This is a genomic window from Fructilactobacillus fructivorans, assembly GCF_000814735.1.
In the GTDB taxonomy this organism is placed as follows: Bacteria; Bacillota; Bacilli; order Lactobacillales; family Lactobacillaceae; genus Fructilactobacillus; species Fructilactobacillus fructivorans.
The window spans coordinates 102,300-117,238 of record NZ_JOJZ01000019.1; the positions used below are offsets into that span (position 1 = coordinate 102,300).

Annotated in this window: 16 protein-coding genes; 2 read left to right on the top strand and 14 right to left on the bottom strand. The window is 39.1% G+C overall.

What is annotated here, in order from left to right; genetic code table 11:
* Positions 1-16: 16 nt before the first annotated feature.
* Together LfDm3_RS04255 and LfDm3_RS04260 are read right to left on the bottom strand one after the other, a co-directional pair.
* Entirely contained in the window at positions 17-769 is a 753-nt protein-coding gene (locus LfDm3_RS04255) for a sulfite exporter TauE/SafE family protein (protein WP_010021910.1), read from the bottom strand.
* A 37-nt stretch (positions 770-806) separates the two neighbouring features.
* Positions 807-1,334: a GNAT family N-acetyltransferase gene (locus LfDm3_RS04260; RefSeq protein WP_039144404.1), complete on the bottom strand. Its 528-nt coding sequence runs from the start codon at positions 1,332-1,334 to the stop codon at positions 807-809.
* A gap of 155 nt (positions 1,335-1,489) precedes the next feature.
* Between LfDm3_RS04260 and LfDm3_RS04265 the strand changes: the two genes are divergently transcribed.
* On the top strand, positions 1,490-2,371 hold the full coding sequence (locus LfDm3_RS04265) for a 3-hydroxyacyl-CoA dehydrogenase (RefSeq protein WP_010021908.1): 882 nt from the start codon (positions 1,490-1,492) through the stop codon (positions 2,369-2,371).
* A 63-nt stretch (positions 2,372-2,434) separates the two neighbouring features.
* Here LfDm3_RS04265 and LfDm3_RS04270 read toward each other — a convergent pair whose 3' ends face one another.
* The 12 genes from LfDm3_RS04270 to cdaA form a co-directional block, all read right to left on the bottom strand.
* Positions 2,435-3,775, bottom strand: coding sequence for a dihydrolipoyl dehydrogenase family protein (locus tag LfDm3_RS04270; protein ID WP_039144405.1), 1,341 nt, complete (start codon positions 3,773-3,775; stop codon positions 2,435-2,437).
* A gap of 82 nt (positions 3,776-3,857) precedes the next feature.
* Positions 3,858-4,457, bottom strand: a complete 600-nt coding sequence (locus tag LfDm3_RS04275) for a cation transporter (RefSeq protein ID WP_039144408.1) — start codon at positions 4,455-4,457, stop codon at positions 3,858-3,860.
* Positions 4,447-4,767: an ArsR/SmtB family transcription factor gene (locus tag LfDm3_RS04280; RefSeq protein WP_039144410.1), complete on the bottom strand. Its 321-nt coding sequence runs from the start codon at positions 4,765-4,767 to the stop codon at positions 4,447-4,449. Before LfDm3_RS04280 ends, LfDm3_RS04275 begins: the two co-directional genes overlap by 11 nt.
* An 85-nt stretch (positions 4,768-4,852) precedes the next feature.
* A complete protein-coding gene (locus LfDm3_RS04285) occupies positions 4,853-5,101 on the bottom strand; it encodes a hypothetical protein (protein ID WP_039144413.1) in 249 nt (82 codons plus the stop codon).
* Between the two features lie 49 nt (positions 5,102-5,150).
* A complete protein-coding gene (locus LfDm3_RS04290; RefSeq protein WP_052236611.1) occupies positions 5,151-5,978 on the bottom strand; it encodes an HAD-IIB family hydrolase in 828 nt (275 codons plus the stop codon).
* 95 nt (positions 5,979-6,073) lie between these two features.
* Positions 6,074-7,117, bottom strand: coding sequence for a lactonase family protein (locus LfDm3_RS04295; RefSeq protein ID WP_039144416.1), 1,044 nt, complete (start codon positions 7,115-7,117; stop codon positions 6,074-6,076).
* 95 nt (positions 7,118-7,212) lie between these two features.
* Entirely contained in the window at positions 7,213-7,527 is a 315-nt protein-coding gene (locus tag LfDm3_RS04300) for a hypothetical protein (RefSeq protein ID WP_010021900.1), read from the bottom strand.
* 56 nt (positions 7,528-7,583) lie between these two features.
* Positions 7,584-8,729: an ABC transporter ATP-binding protein gene (locus LfDm3_RS04305; protein WP_082019967.1), complete on the bottom strand. Its 1,146-nt coding sequence runs from the start codon at positions 8,727-8,729 to the stop codon at positions 7,584-7,586.
* A 158-nt stretch (positions 8,730-8,887) separates the two neighbouring features.
* Positions 8,888-10,705 carry a glutamine--fructose-6-phosphate transaminase (isomerizing) gene (gene glmS / locus LfDm3_RS04310; RefSeq protein ID WP_039144420.1) on the bottom strand — a complete coding sequence of 606 codons (1,818 nt, stop codon included), beginning with the start codon at positions 10,703-10,705 and terminating at the stop codon, positions 8,888-8,890.
* Positions 10,706-10,907: 202 nt separating this feature from the next.
* A complete protein-coding gene (gene glmM, locus LfDm3_RS04315) occupies positions 10,908-12,260 on the bottom strand; it encodes a phosphoglucosamine mutase (RefSeq protein WP_039144424.1) in 1,353 nt (450 codons plus the stop codon).
* 17 nt (positions 12,261-12,277) lie between these two features.
* Entirely contained in the window at positions 12,278-13,249 is a 972-nt protein-coding gene (locus LfDm3_RS04320; protein WP_039144427.1) for a CdaR family protein, read from the bottom strand.
* A gap of 2 nt (positions 13,250-13,251) precedes the next feature.
* The gene (gene cdaA / locus LfDm3_RS04325) at positions 13,252-14,100 is read right to left on the bottom strand and encodes a diadenylate cyclase CdaA (protein WP_082019968.1); all 849 of its coding nucleotides are present in this window, start codon (positions 14,098-14,100) and stop codon (positions 13,252-13,254) included.
* A 167-nt stretch (positions 14,101-14,267) separates the two neighbouring features.
* Between cdaA and LfDm3_RS04330 the strand changes: the two genes are divergently transcribed.
* Positions 14,268-14,918, top strand: coding sequence for a DUF1361 domain-containing protein (locus LfDm3_RS04330; protein WP_052236612.1), 651 nt, complete (start codon positions 14,268-14,270; stop codon positions 14,916-14,918).
* The last annotated feature ends 21 nt before the right edge of the window (positions 14,919-14,939 follow it).

The window sequence follows — 14,939 nt, forward strand, 5'->3', positions numbered from 1 at the left end:
TGTTTTCCTCATACTTTTAAAAATAGGCCTGATAAGCTAAGAAGGCCGCCAGAATGATGGCACCAATTGCAACCGAATATTTCATAATGGCTGATGGGATGACTCGTACAATGATTGGTCCGATATATCCACCGATGAACAGACCAACGGCAAGAACAACCAAGGCACTCCAACTAATCGGCGTCGTGAAAATAAAAATGAGCGCTGAAACGGCATTCATGGTTAATGTCGATACATTTCGGACCGCATTACAGATGGCATAAGGAGCATCAATGATTCGAATCAAAATTGCTGCCATTAAAACTCCACCGCCAGCACCAAAATAACCAACGTAAATTCCGACCACTACAATGGCAATGGCTGCAATCGCACTAGCAGTTTTGGAAACACTCTCATGAACGTAAGCGGACTGCTTCTTTGGAATCAGCATTAACACCCCTGAAAGTAAAATGACAAACGGAGCTACATCTTGAAAGCTCTTATTGGAACTATGTAACAAGATAATCGATCCAATAATAGCACCAATTACTGCAAACGCCATGACGTGCAAGGTAACCGAACCTTGTCCCTTTAGTTCTCGCTTTGATGAAAGAACGGCACTCGTTCCACTAAAAATGATTCCCACTGTAATCGTGACGTTAGCCATAATTGGTGGCAACCCTACAAACAAAAGGGCCGGATACAAAATCACGCTTGCCATTCCAACTACACTGCTCAATGTCCCAGCAATCACACTAGCAATTAAGAGAAAAATCCCATTAAATAACAATTAAAGAACCAACTTTCCAATTAAAATCGTTAACTACTTACTTAATGTTAACACTAATTGGCTTCTCCATTATCAAATCACGTTGTGAACTTCTGCCAAGTTGGAAAACATGATCACTAATTTGCTTAAATCCCATTTTTTGGTAAAACTTTAAGCCACCATCATTGTGTTCCCATACACCCAACCAAATTTTGGGCTTGCCGTAGGCTTGTGCTCTTTGAACGGCTAGGTTCATCAATTCCGTTCCTAAGCCGTGACGCTTAAAGTTCTTTTTCAGATAAATTCGTTGAACTTCCAAGTAATCGTCACCCATCTTCTCCGATTGAGCGCTTCCTACGTTTAATTTCAAGTAACCAGCTAGCTGACCATCAACGTACGCAAAATAAAATTCGGAATTTGGATTCGCAATCTCTTGTTGTAATTTTTCGGTATCATATGCATTATCCAAATATTGGTTCAGATTCTCCGGCTTGTTCTCAGCACCAAATGTATCCGCAAACGTCTCACGACTAATATTCTGAAGTTCATTAACATCATTGATTGTGACTTTTCTGACTTTATTCATTTCCTTGCCTCCATTAAGATTTTAGTTAATATTTTAACTAAATTTGCTGGACGTGCAACCATTACCGTTTCCAGCAAACAAATAAAGTTGATTAAGCGCTTTCATAAGCATAAAATAGATTTAAGCAATAAATAAGAACACAGGAGGAATTCACAATGACATTCAATAACGTTGTAGTTGTCGGTGGAGGAACTTTAGGATCACAAATTGCCTTCATGTCAGCTTTTCATGGAAAAAATACTACTATCTGGGGCCGCTCTGACGGATCACTAGATCGTGCCAAGGCTCGAGTTGCTCGTTGGGAAGAAGCCGTAAAAAAAGATATTGGTGCTACTGATCAACAAGTTAAAGATGCCGAAGCACATCTTCATTACACCACTGATTTAAAGGCCGCACTTAAGGGCGCCGACTTAGTAGTCGAAGCTCTTTCTGAAGACCCAGATGTTAAAAATGATTTTTACAAGAAGTTCAGTGATTTAGCTGATCCGGACACAGTCATCGTTACCAACACATCGACCTTACTCCCATCAGAGTTTGCTGATGCAACTGGTCGCCCTGAAAAATACTTGGGTTATCACTTCGCTAACTCCATCTGGAAGAACAACACCGCTGAGATCATGTCCCAGTCAAAGACTAGTAAAGATCTTCCAAAGGAAATGGAACAATTTTCACGCGAAATCGGAATGGTCCCCATCTTAGTCAACAAGGAACAACCGGGTTACCTCTTAAATTCACTCTTAGTACCCTTCTTGTCAGATGCCCTCGTTCTCTGGAACAACGGCGTTTCTGATCCTGAAACCATTGACCGAGCATGGATGATCGGAACCGGTGCCCCACTTGGTCCATTCGCTATCATGGATAGCATTGGAATGAAGACCATGTACGACATCACTAAAATGTCAACTAATCCAGAAGTTAAGAAGGCCTCCGAAAAATTCAAGACAATGATTGACCAAGGTAAGATCGGTCGAGAATCAGGTAAGGGATTCTACACCTACCCTGATCCAGACTTTAAAAAGCCTGAATTTCTCAAATAATTAATAATTAGACACAAAAAAAAGTTCGCCAATCGGCGAACTTTTTATTTTGCGTATTTTATTTTATAGATGATTCAAAGTTTCAGAACCCAAGGTTGGGAACAATGGAATCAAGTTACTCATCTTTTCAGGTGAGATATGGTACTCAATAAATGGAGCTAAGATGCTAATCACATTATCAGCTTCAGAACTGATTTCAGTTGCACCTACCAGGTAACCTTGCTTATCGGTAACAGCAATGGTCTGACCCTTGTTTTCTTGCATAGCAAATCTGAACCAATCAGTCGAGAGATCTGATTCTTTAACATCATACTTGTCGGGGTTAGCTTTAGCTTCATCAACACTAACACCAATTTCAGCGATTCGTGGTGAAGCAAAGACGGCACTTGGAACAGCAGGATATTCGATTGGGTCAGTAGTTGCACCAGTAAATAACTTGGTCAAGTACATTGATTCATAGATGGCAGTTGGAGTTAACTTACCAACCTTCTTGTCAAGAACATCACCGGCAGCATAGATACTGTCAACTGAAGTTTGAAGGTGATCGTCAACTTTGATTCCGTTCTTGTCGTAATCAACGCCAACTTCTTTAAGGCCAAAGCCTTCAACGTTTGGATCACGTCCAGTTGCATCAAGAATCCAATCAGCATCGTAGTCATCTTTGTTAGTCTTAACAACAAAGCTGTCACCAGATTTTTCAATTGATTCTGGATTTACGTCACGAACAACTTGAACACCTTGAGCTTCAAGATCTTTAAGTAAGTCTTCAACAAATGGTTGGTAGAACTTTCTTAAAGCTTTGTCATGGTGCAATAAGATCGTAACTTTAGTGCCAGCATTAGCAGCGATGGTTGCAAATTCAATCGCAATGTATCCACCACCGATAACTGTCATGCGGTCTGGTTGTTTTTCGAGGTTCAAGAAATCAGTTCCATCATTTGCTAAATCAGCACCAGGAATATCAATCTTGTGGTAATGAGCACCAGTGGCTACAACAAGCTTGTCAGCGGTATATTTAGTACCATTAACTTCGATTGTATGTGCATCAACAATTTTTCCATATCCATGGATAACGTCAATTCCAACACTCTTTAAGCCTTGTTCAATTCCACCAGGTAATTGACTGATAACTTCTTTTTCATGCTTAACGTTGTCTGCCCAATTAATCTTAGGAGTACCATCTAAGCCATGACCTTGAAAGTTATCAACGTCTTTTTTCATCTTAACTGGGAAGTCTAAGGCAATCTTAGCGTTACAACCTCTGTTAGGGCAGGTTCCACCAATTTTGCCAACTTCAATAATGCCAGCTTTTTTACCCTTTAAGGCCAGTGGAATAGCACCGTTAAAAGCACCGTGTCCGCTTCCTAAATACAATACATCAAATTGATAATTGTTTTCACTCATACTTAACACCTCGTCTTTTCAGTTTTGTACAACTAAACTTTATACAATTATTATTATAGTTCTATAATATTACTTGTCAAGATTAGTCATCTACAAAACATTCTAATGCCTCTTTCCCGATAATGAAAACAATTAGAATTGCGGCGACTGAATCGATCCACCAGATATGAAAGAAATAATTAATTAGAACTCCAACCAAAACTGTTCCAGCTAGATAGGCACAGGTCACACTACACATGGCATCCTGAATTAGAGCATCAGAACCAATCACTTTTCCAATCCAGTATTTGGCATAGGCAATGAATGGCATGATAATTAGTGACATGATTGAAATGACCATCCCCATCAGACTGGAATCAGCCCCTTCATGCTGAAACAAATTGTATCCAGAAGTAATCAAGATGTAGCCACATAAAAGTAATAAAATAATACTCACAATTTTGGTTGAAATCCGATCTAACCGATTAATATCCATTTTGGATCCATCAAATTCGACGCCTAATCGCACTAACAACACTATTCCAGCCACAATTTCCATTAAACTGTCAAGACCAAACACGATCAATACTACCGAATGAGCATCAATCCCGGCTCTAAATCCAACCGAGAATTCTACTATCATCCAAGCAATTGCTACTAGTTCCACAATAATACCATATCCAACCACCCTTTTAGTTTCCATGTTTTACTCCTCTTACCACGTGATCGGAATGAGCTAGACCCTCGTTTACGATATCCATAATGTGTGGATCATCAAGCTCATAGTAAATTGACTTGCCATCCCGGACATTACTAACCAATTGGTGCTTTTTGAGCATGGCCAATTGATGTGAAGCCGCCGACTGTTCAATTTTAAGTTCATCACTGATTTGACCAACATTCATGGGGTGATCCTCTAATAATACCAACATCTGGATCCGGGTTGGATTACTTAATAACTTAAATAACTCGTGAACTTCAGCTAATTTTTTCGTACTAATCTTATTATTCATGGTTCCTCCTACATATGTATTTTACATCATATGAAAATTATATCATATGCATTCCAATAAAAAAAGCCTTCTCGGCTCATCTTAATTAGTCTTTAATACCATGGTCTTTAAAAATGACTTGATTAATGGCGTGATCAATATCCCCAAAATCAGAAAAGGCTTGGTTGATCGCATCATTAATGGTAACTTCATCTGAAATCTTAGCTAGTGCGTCTTTAACAATTGATTGTTTTAATTCAATCTTGTACATTTCAACGTTTGGAGTACTGGGATACTTTTCAAAGTATTTATCCAACCGGCCCTCAACGATGTTATTCAATTCTTCATTGTTCATCCTAATCGCCTCACGTTTATTTATAATATCATTATATTACTAATTTAAACTACTGGTTATCTAAAATGTTATCAATCGTCCGTAAAACTCCATCATGTCGATTATCAAACTCAGTAACATGACCAGCGTTATCTTTAGCTTCCGCAATTCCATTTTTCATGGCATAACTATTGGGCGTTAACCGAAGCATCCCTAGGTCATTCTCGTTATCACCAAAGGTAACCACTTCTTCCGGGTTAGCATCATATTTTTTCATCAGATAACGAACCCCGGTTGCTTTATCAACTCCCTGAGTCCCAATTAAGTCTGTGTTAAATCCTGAGCTTAGACTTTCTAGTCCATTAGGAAGCATTTGTCGCATTTCGTGGACTTTCCGCATGACATTCTCGCCTTGTTTGAAGGTCACTCCGACTTTAACTAGTTGATCATTCGTGCTGGCACTGGAAATATCAGCTAAGTCATCGACACGAACAGTATTACTGTAGTATTGCTTCATTAACTGATACATTTTCTCAGGTAATTTTTTGTCAACGTAAGTATGCTTAAGTCCTGAAACATTAACACCCACAATGTCAGGGCCAAAATCATCATACAACATTTTCAAAGTTTGCTTAATTTGGTCATCACTTAATGATTCAGCATGAACTAGGTCACTCCCACGGTAAATCACGGAACCATTTTGCGAAATAAAATCCATCTGATCTTGATAATCAATAAACAGGTTTTGTAATTTATCGTTTGGACCACCACTAGCAACAGCGAAATTAACGTTTTGCTGTTTCATTTTTTGAAACGTCTTCGCAAACTTGATCTCGTCATAACGATTAGCTTCGTTTAAGAACGTTTTATTCATATCAGTCACAATTAATTTAATCAAAATTCTCACCCCACCTGTTTAGTCCAATTATATCAATTTGTTAATGGAATGAAAAAAGTTAATGCCCTGATAGCATTAACTTTTAACTAAATTAACTATTTGCGGGGTGCCACGCAGGTTCCTTCAGGAACTGCAAAATCTTTTTGCACCATCGTTAACTTACCCGTTTCAGGATTACGTTCGTATAAAGTAGCGTTATTAGTATTTTGATTAACCACAATCAGAAATGATTGATCGGAATTAAAATTAAAATCACGGGGAAACTCACCTTCAGTTGAAATAATCTGGATACGTTCCAAATCCCCATCATCTAAAATCTTAAAGACGGCAAGGGAATCATGGCCTCGATTAGATACATATACGTACTTATCATCGTTTGAAACCCGGATAGCAGCTCCACCATTTTGATCCTTATAATCATTTGGGATGGTCTTAACCACTTGTTGAACGGTAAAGATCCCAGCTTCTTCGTTGTAATCTAAGACGGCAATCTTGCTACTTAATTCTCCAATCAAGTATGCCTTACCCGCTGACTCAACAAAGGCAATGTGACGAGGTCCAAATCCAGGTGAGAGTTGAACTTCACTAACTGGGGTAATTTCACCTTCATCAGAAACATCATCTAGGTAGACCCGGTCCAATCCCAAGTCACAAATCACGAGTCGATCATCAGGAGTCAGATCAGCATAATGTGGATGAGGACCACTTTGTTGCTCTGGAAGAGGACCGGTCATCCCATCGTCATGAATTCGTTGGGATTCCTTAACCGTTCCGTCGGCTTCAATGTGATATGCAATGACGTTACCAGTATGATAGTTAGCAGTATAAACCATCTTTCGTCCTTCATCGACGGTAATGTAAGCTGGAGAAGGACCCACTTCAATGTCTTCTTGCATCAATTTAGCTGGCATCGTACTTCCATCAAATACAGCTAAACCGCCACGAGTTTCAGATTCATCCTGATTTCGATCAATGGCATAAATTTTATGATCATCTGATTCAACAACGTAGGTTGGGCAGCTGATCTTGGCGATCAACTGGGCGTTCTCTAATTGTTTTTGATCGGTATCTAATTCAATTTGATAAACACCCTTACTTGTCTTTTGGGTATAAGTTCCAATTAAAAATTTTTCAGTCATTACTAACGCCTCCAAATATTATCCACACTTATTATGCCATATTTGCCCTTGAGTGATAACAAAAACTAACGATTTAATTCACAAAAGTTAACTTGCTAGCCAATGTGATTTTCCTTTAGGATCATCTGAACTTCTTGGTCCATTTCTGGCGTTCGTTTCCACTCCTCAAAGTGATCAAAATTCTCCGCTGGCATTTCATAGTTTTGATTAATGTAATTTTCATAGTTAATCACGTGAACTGAATGCGGAATATTCAACTGTAGAATACGGACCTGCTTAATCATCTTCCGTTCAGCCGCAAGTTCAGCCCGTCCGTTTTGAACCATATTACTGATTTCGAGGTACTTCGTTCCATCTAACCGGGTAATTTCTTCAATTAAGGTAAAAGTTTCATGACTTTTCATTGCCATTTAGATCATCCTCCTAAACAAAAATGCTATTATTCGGTTGAATAATAGCAAAATTTTTATCGTTGTCCCCAAGCATGCTTTTCTAGTTGCTTATACTCGTGCTTGGTAACCATCACTGACTTACCGTCTTTCTTTTGGTAACGCATCTTCTTACTTGGATTAACAATATAGCTTGGGTGTCTTACCACCGCCATTGTTGGATGTCCCGACACGTTAACCAAGCAGAAGAAAACCATCGCAAATAAAACAACCCACGTCAGAATCTTAGCGGTCCATGGCATCTTCTCCTGCATCACTTCACTATAAAAACGTTTGTGAATGGTTTTAGCAGGATTATGATCTTGGGGATGTGACTCAGCGTATTCCTGAGTAACTTCCTTTTGATACTTATCAATATCAAAGTTCTTTTGAATTGTTTTTTCTTTTTTCTGAAATTGTTTCTTTTCTTTTTTACTTAAAGATTTAAACCATTTAATAAACTTCTGGTATTCAGAAACAACCTCTTCCATTGGTCCAATCTTACGAAGCTTACCGTAGTTAATCCAGGCCACTCGGTCACATAATAACCGAACCTGTTTCAGAGAGTGGGAAACAAAGATGATGGTCTTGCCCTCTTCTTTGAACTGATCAATCTTATCAACACACTTCTGATAGAAGGTGTCATCACCAACGGATAAGGCCTCATCAATGATTAAAATGTCTGGTTTAATGTGAACGGCAATCGAAAATCCCAACCGTGAACGCATCCCACTCGAATAGTCCTTCACAGGTTGATCAACAAAGTCTCCAATGTCGGCAAAGGCAATGATGTCATCCATCATGTCATCAATCTGTCGATTGGTAAGTCCTTGCATTAAAGATTTCATTCGAATGTTTTCCCGACCGGTTAGATTCTTTCTTAAACCAGCGTTAATCGCAACAATTGAAGTATCGCCCCGAACGTCAACCAGTCCCGTGGTTTGGGGAATGATTCCCGAAATGATGTTTGAAATGGTTGATTTTCCTGAACCATTTACACCAATGATTCCTAATGCCTCACCTGGTTGAACGGTAAAAGAAATTCCCATCAAAGACCAGAAATGGTGAATTTTATTCTTCTTTGATAATGAAAAAAATGATTTTAATTTGTCAGATTGAGTCTTGAACATGTCATACTCTTTAGTGACATTTTGTACTTTGATTTTATAATTTTCTTCAGCCATGGTTTACTTCCTAAATTTCAAAATTACAACTGACACGATAATAAAATAATACGAGAAAAACACCCAAATGTAAAGGTATGGTCAAAGTGTAAATAGTTTCATTTAATACTATTTACAAAAAAGAAGGAGTTGCCAACAAGCAACTCCTTCTTTTAAAATTATTCAACTGTAACACTTTTAGCAAGATTTCGGGGACGATCAACGTTCAATCCCTTATTCAGACTAGTGTAGTAAGCAATCAATTGAGCTGGAATAACACTTAACAGTGGTGTTAACAATTCATCAACATCGGGAATGACGAACGTATCACCATCCTGAGCTAAACTCTGACGGACAATTGTAAGTGCATTGGCACCACGTGCAGCGGTCTCTTCCAAGTTGCTATGGGTTAATCCTGCCGTCTTCTTTTGCGTAATGATACCGATCACAGGCGTTCCCTTTTCAATCAATGCAATCGTTCCATGCTTCAATTCACCAGAAGCAAATCCTTCAGCATGAACATACGAAATTTCCTTTAGCTTTAAGGCAGCTTCAAGGGAAACGGTGTAATCAACACCCCGTCCGATGTAGAAAGCCTGTTTAGCATTGACAAAGTACTTTTTAGCAATTTCATCAATCTTATCTTTTTCTTCAACGATGGATTGCATTCCGGTAGCTACCAATCCTAGTTGACGACCTAGGTCGAAATCTTTGGCAACTTGACGATTACCACGCATTCCCACTGCCTTGGCCAAGATAGCTTGAATGGCAATTTGAGCAGTATAAGCCTTAGTGGAAGCAACTGAAATTTCAGGACCAGCATTAAGCAGCATTGTATATGTTGCTTCACGTGATAACGTTGAATTAGCAACGTTAGTGATCGTTAAGCTTGGAAAATGCTGCTTGTTAACGTTCACTAGAACCTCACGACTATCAGCCGTTTCCCCACTCTGAGTTAGGAAAATAAAGAATGGCTTCTTAGGAAGAAGTGGTTCTTCATAGGCAAACTCAGAAGAAACGTGTACTTCAGTTGGAATCCCAGTGTACTTTTCCATCAATTCTTTTCCAACCAGACCAGCGTGATAACTAGTACCAGCACCAACGATATAGATACGATCAGAATCAAGAATGTTATCCATTAAACCACAACCGACGTTCATGTTTCCATCCGCATCAAAGTATTTTTTGACTAATTTTCTCATCACGTTGGGTTGTTCATCAATTTCTTTAAGCATGTAGTAAGGATATGTACCCTTATCAGAAGCACTTGGATCAATAGTAACCTTGAACTGATTCCGCTTAGCGGGCTTCCGCTTTTCATCTAAGACGGTTACACTATCTGGTTTAACGATGGCAACGTCTCCATCAACAACTTCCAAGAAGGTGTCGGTGACATCTAACATGGCAATGGAATCAGAACATACCACGTTGAAGCCATCACACAAACCGATCAACATTGGACTCTTGTTTTTAGCGGCATACAAAGTATCGGGATCATCTCGATCCATTAAAATGAAAGCATAAGAAGAATTCTTAAGTAGCGAAAGCATCTTAATGAAAGCATCCTTCGTAGTCATTCCATCTTCAGTGACAAACTTATCAACCAACTGAACGGCCACCTCAGTATCGGTTTGACTGTGAAACTTAACGTTTGGTAAGTATTCTTTCTTCAATTGTTCATAGTTTTCGATCACACCATTATGAACTAAGTAGAAACGGTCATCGTCTGAAAACTGTGGATGAGCATTATCGATGTTAACGCCACCGTGAGTAGCCCATCGTGTGTGTCCAATTCCAGCTGTACCCTGAACTTCTGGTCCAATCTTTTTCTTTAAATCGTCGATACTTCCAGTGGTTTTCACTAAGTAATCTTTGTGGTCCTTACTATCCACAAAGATTCCAGCTGAATCATATCCTCGATATTGTAATTTTTCTAATCCATTAACTAAAATGGATGTTGCATTCTTATTGCCTGTAACTCCAACGATTCCGCACATGGGAATGACCTCTCTTTAAAATTGGTATAGATGTATTTAAACTTTATTTATATACTTAACATCTTTGATGATAATGGTTTCACAAGTGTTTGTCAAACATAAGTTGAAATTGGTATAGCACTGATAAAGAAAAATTTAACGTAAATTTAAACATAATAAAAGAGTTAACTCTCGTTAACTCTTTTATTGACTAATCATTAAATTATTCAATTCCCATATCATCTCTAACGACGTCCGCAATTTCATTAGCATACTTATCGCTTTCTTCTTGAGTAGGAGCTTCAACCATTACTCGGAGCAGTGGTTCAGTCCCACTAGGGCGAACTAACACTCGTCCGTTCCCGTTCATTTCATTTTCAACTTTCTCAATTGCTTTCTTAACGTCATCATGATCCATGGCATGCTTCTTATCAGAAACTTTTACGTTCACTAAACTTTGCGGATACTTCTTTACTTCATCAGCTAGTTCAGAAAGTGGTTTACCAGTATCTTTCATGATGTGCATTAGTTGTAAACTAGTTAACATTCCATCTCCGGTGGTATTGAAGTCTAGGAAGACAACGTGTCCAGACTGTTCACCACCAAGGTTATAACCGTTAGCCTTCATTGCTTCAACGACGTAACGATCACCAACTTTGGTTTTGACACTATTCAAACCGTTAGCTTCCATGGCTTTATACATTCCCAGATTACTCATCACCGTCGTCACAATCGTATCATGCTTTAAACGACCATTGGCATCCATGTACTTCCCACAGATATACATAATCTTGTCACCATCGACAATATTACCCTTTTCGTCAACCGCAATACAACGATCACCATCACCATCAAAGGCAATCCCAAGTTGTGAACCATTTTCAACTACCATCTTTTGCAATTGTTCTGGATGAGTGGAACCAACGTGATCATTAATGTTTAATCCATTGGGTGAGGTGGCCATGGTTTTGAAATCAAGCCCAAGGTCAGCGTACAAACGTGGAACTAAATTACTAGTAGCACCATTAGCAGCATCAACTGAAACTTTAATCCCGCTTAATTCATCTGGAATGGTTTGAGACAAGAAGTGAAGGTACTTCTGGGAAGCCTCACTATATTCAGTCGCAGTTCCTAATCCTTTAGCTGAAGGACGGGGAAGATCATCTTGATCACTTTCAAGAATTTTCTCAATGTCCGCTTCAATGTAATCAGATAACTTATATCCATCACCACCAAAGAACTTAATGCCGTTAAATTCAGCTGGATTATGCGAGGCCGTAATCATGACTCCCGCATCAGCGCTCTGATCACGCACCAAGTATGCAACTCCAGGAGTTGTGACAACTCCAAGCTGGACAACTTCAATGCCAACAGATAACATTCCGGCTACTAATGCATCTTCCAACATTTGACCAGAAATGCGAGTGTCCCTTGCGACCAAAACACGTGGTTGATGATCAGTCACACTATGCTTAGTTAAAGCATATCCACCAGCTCGTCCAGCGCGAAAAGCTAATTCAGGAGTTAGCTCTTTATTAGCCACTCCCCTAATTCCGTCTGTTCCAAAATATCTCATAAATACCTCACTTTGATTTACTTATCCTTTACGTCTACTTGTACTTTCACCGTTGATGGATCCAGTCCATTCACCTTAGAATTACCGGTATCAAGCGAAACCGTCTTGGTGTTCTTACCGGACATCTTACTAACATCGACGTCAGCATTAACTGAATTAATCCCACTAATAGCATCCTTATCACCTAACAATAAGACATCAGATGGATCACACTTCACGTCGTACGTTTTATCATCCTGTTTATTATTTAAGTTAACTTTGACTGGCACTCTCTTATTATCACCCGCTGAGACAGGTAAATCAACTGCACTTGTAGATGGAGTGATAATTACATTAATGGTTTTCCCTTTTTTATCTAGAGCTTCGATCACCGCATCCTGTTTTACATCACTTTTGGTGTTGGGTTTTAGACTTATCTTAGCCACCACTGAATCGATGCGATTAATTTGATCAATTGGGCCAGTTACCTTAGCCGAGCTAACATCAGATGATGCTTTCCCAACTTTATATCCTGAGGCAATGTTTTTCTTATCGTACGTAGCCTTTACCGGGAATTTCACCGTCCGTCGTGGTTGAATATTCACATGAATCTTGGATGGCTTGATTTTACTGTGGATATCAGAATTAAGTCCCTGTTGCTGAAGTTTCACCGTATGCTCACCTGGGCCTAAATTACCAAGGTCCGCATAGACCTTAAAATTCTGAGTGTTAGCGGTAGTCGTAACCAAAGCCGACGGGCCAGACAATTGAACGTTCACTTTTTCTGGATAACCAATCACAAAATACTTGTCTGAATTGACATTCAGTTGCAATGGAACCGAGAGATCCTTCGACTTATTTGCCGCCATCTGAGTGGTATTAGTTGAACTACTGGTGCTGTTAGTTAATCCCATGTCATTTTTACCATCATGGACATAAAAGAACAGTGCAAAGGTAAAAATCAGTGACAAGATAGCGTAAAACCACTTACTTTGAAAGAACTTTTTCATAGCTACTTGTCACCTCCGAAATGTTTCTGGAAGAAACTAATCGCACGCGTTACGATGGTTTGATGTTGATCCGGATGTTCCCTAGGAATCAACTGACTCCTCAAGTACTTCAAGTAATCCTCTTGGGTCATTCCCCGGAGAAGTTCATTATTTCTAGTAATGGAGACTTCCCCAGTCTCTTCTGAAATAACGATTGTTAAAGCATCTGAAACCTCCGAGATTCCCACGGCAGCACGATGCCTAGTTCCTAACTCTTTTGGAATTAAATTACTTTGCGATAATGGCAAGTAAGCCGCAGCCGCAGCAATTTTATCATCCTTAATGATGACCGCTCCGTCATGCAAAGGTGTATTGGGAATAAAAATGTTAATCAATAACTGACTTGAAATATCTGCATCGAGTTTGATTCCAGTCTCAATGTATTCTTCAAGTCCCGTATGCATTTGAATGGTAATCAACGCTCCAATTCGGCGTTTGGACATGTACTGAATGGCACCATCCAAGGCTTTAATCATCTTTTCAGCCTTTTCATCCTGGTTCTGAGTTGATCTAAAGACCGATCCACGACCTAATTTTTCAAGTCCCCGTCGAATTTCGGGTTGAAAGATGATGATGCATCCAATTACTCCCCAGTTGATAATTTGGTCCAGAATCCATGAAACCATGGTTAATCCCAAGTACCAGCTGGCAATTTTTGCGATAATAATGACAATGATTCCACGCAATAACTGCACCGCGCGAGTGCCACGAAGAAGCATTATCAATTCATAAATAATGAGCCAAACAACTAATATATCAATTAAGTTGCTTAGATTATGTAACGTAAACAAGCTACTCCAATCAATCCCCATAGCACAACCTCCAGTTTGTATATTATTATATCACTGAATTATTACCTAAATAAAGGCACTTCGCTAATTCCAAATATTAAAAAAATTTAATTCTATAGTTAAATTTCTAGTTTTTTTCTTTAATTTGGGGTTTAATTTATATATAGAGGAAAAGGGGTCGAATTATCATGTCACAAAACAAAAAATGGCAAGTTAGAATATTTTTCATCGGATGGATGGTGCTACTGTTCTTATTCCTTCGTGATACACGATTTGGATTTTTAGCACTGAATACACTGTTGGGTTACATTCCCATTGAATTGAGTTTTCACATTGGCAATAAACCCCATCAAAACAGTTTTGTTTTTTGGCTTTTGTCACTTCTGTGGTTACTTTTCTATCCAAATTCACCTTATATTCTAACCGACCTTCTGCATCTCGCCTGGTTACATCCAGACGAAGCTAATGGCCTCCTTAGACTGGATCCACATGTGTGGTTTTTGTACACCTGTTTAATGATTAGCGCACTAAGTTGTGCGTTCATCGGTTTCTGGAGTTTAGTTCATGTCGCCAAAGCCATCGATGTCAAGATCCATTTGCCAGGCAACTTTTCGAATTTCGTTACCATTGTCATCTTAACGGTAGCCAGTTCAATCGGATTGTTCATCGGCAGATTCATGCGAGTTCATACCATTTACCTGATTCTTTCACCCCGAATGTACATTCGACCATTCTTAAACATGTGGAACATGCACATGTTGGTCTTTGTCTTTTTGATGACCGTTCTGCAGTTGATGATATATTGGATTTACACCATTATTAGTAATAACAAGGAATAACCAAAAGGGCCTTGCACTTTA

Coding starts and splice junctions, on each gene's coding strand:
- LfDm3_RS04260 (WP_039144404.1), bottom strand. CDS start 1,334: ATGAATAAAGTCAGAAAAGTCACAATCAATGATGTTAATGAACTTCAG.
- LfDm3_RS04265 (WP_010021908.1), top strand. CDS start 1,490: ATGACATTCAATAACGTTGTAGTTGTCGGTGGAGGAACTTTAGGATCA.
- LfDm3_RS04270 (WP_039144405.1), bottom strand. CDS start 3,775: ATGAGTGAAAACAATTATCAATTTGATGTATTGTATTTAGGAAGCGGA.
- LfDm3_RS04275 (WP_039144408.1), bottom strand. CDS start 4,457: ATGGAAACTAAAAGGGTGGTTGGATATGGTATTATTGTGGAACTAGTA.
- LfDm3_RS04280 (WP_039144410.1), bottom strand. CDS start 4,767: ATGAATAATAAGATTAGTACGAAAAAATTAGCTGAAGTTCACGAGTTA.
- LfDm3_RS04285 (WP_039144413.1), bottom strand. CDS start 5,101: ATGAACAATGAAGAATTGAATAACATCGTTGAGGGCCGGTTGGATAAA.
- LfDm3_RS04295 (WP_039144416.1), bottom strand. CDS start 7,117: ATGACTGAAAAATTTTTAATTGGAACTTATACCCAAAAGACAAGTAAG.
- LfDm3_RS04300 (WP_010021900.1), bottom strand. CDS start 7,527: ATGGCAATGAAAAGTCATGAAACTTTTACCTTAATTGAAGAAATTACC.
- LfDm3_RS04305 (WP_082019967.1), bottom strand. CDS start 8,729: ATGGCTGAAGAAAATTATAAAATCAAAGTACAAAATGTCACTAAAGAG.
- glmS (WP_039144420.1), bottom strand. CDS start 10,705: ATGTGCGGAATCGTTGGAGTTACAGGCAATAAGAATGCAACATCCATT.
- glmM (WP_039144424.1), bottom strand. CDS start 12,260: ATGAGATATTTTGGAACAGACGGAATTAGGGGAGTGGCTAATAAAGAG.
- LfDm3_RS04320 (WP_039144427.1), bottom strand. CDS start 13,249: ATGAAAAAGTTCTTTCAAAGTAAGTGGTTTTACGCTATCTTGTCACTG.
- cdaA (WP_082019968.1), bottom strand. CDS start 14,100: ATGGGGATTGATTGGAGTAGCTTGTTTACGTTACATAATCTAAGCAAC.
- LfDm3_RS04330 (WP_052236612.1), top strand. CDS start 14,268: ATGTCACAAAACAAAAAATGGCAAGTTAGAATATTTTTCATCGGATGG.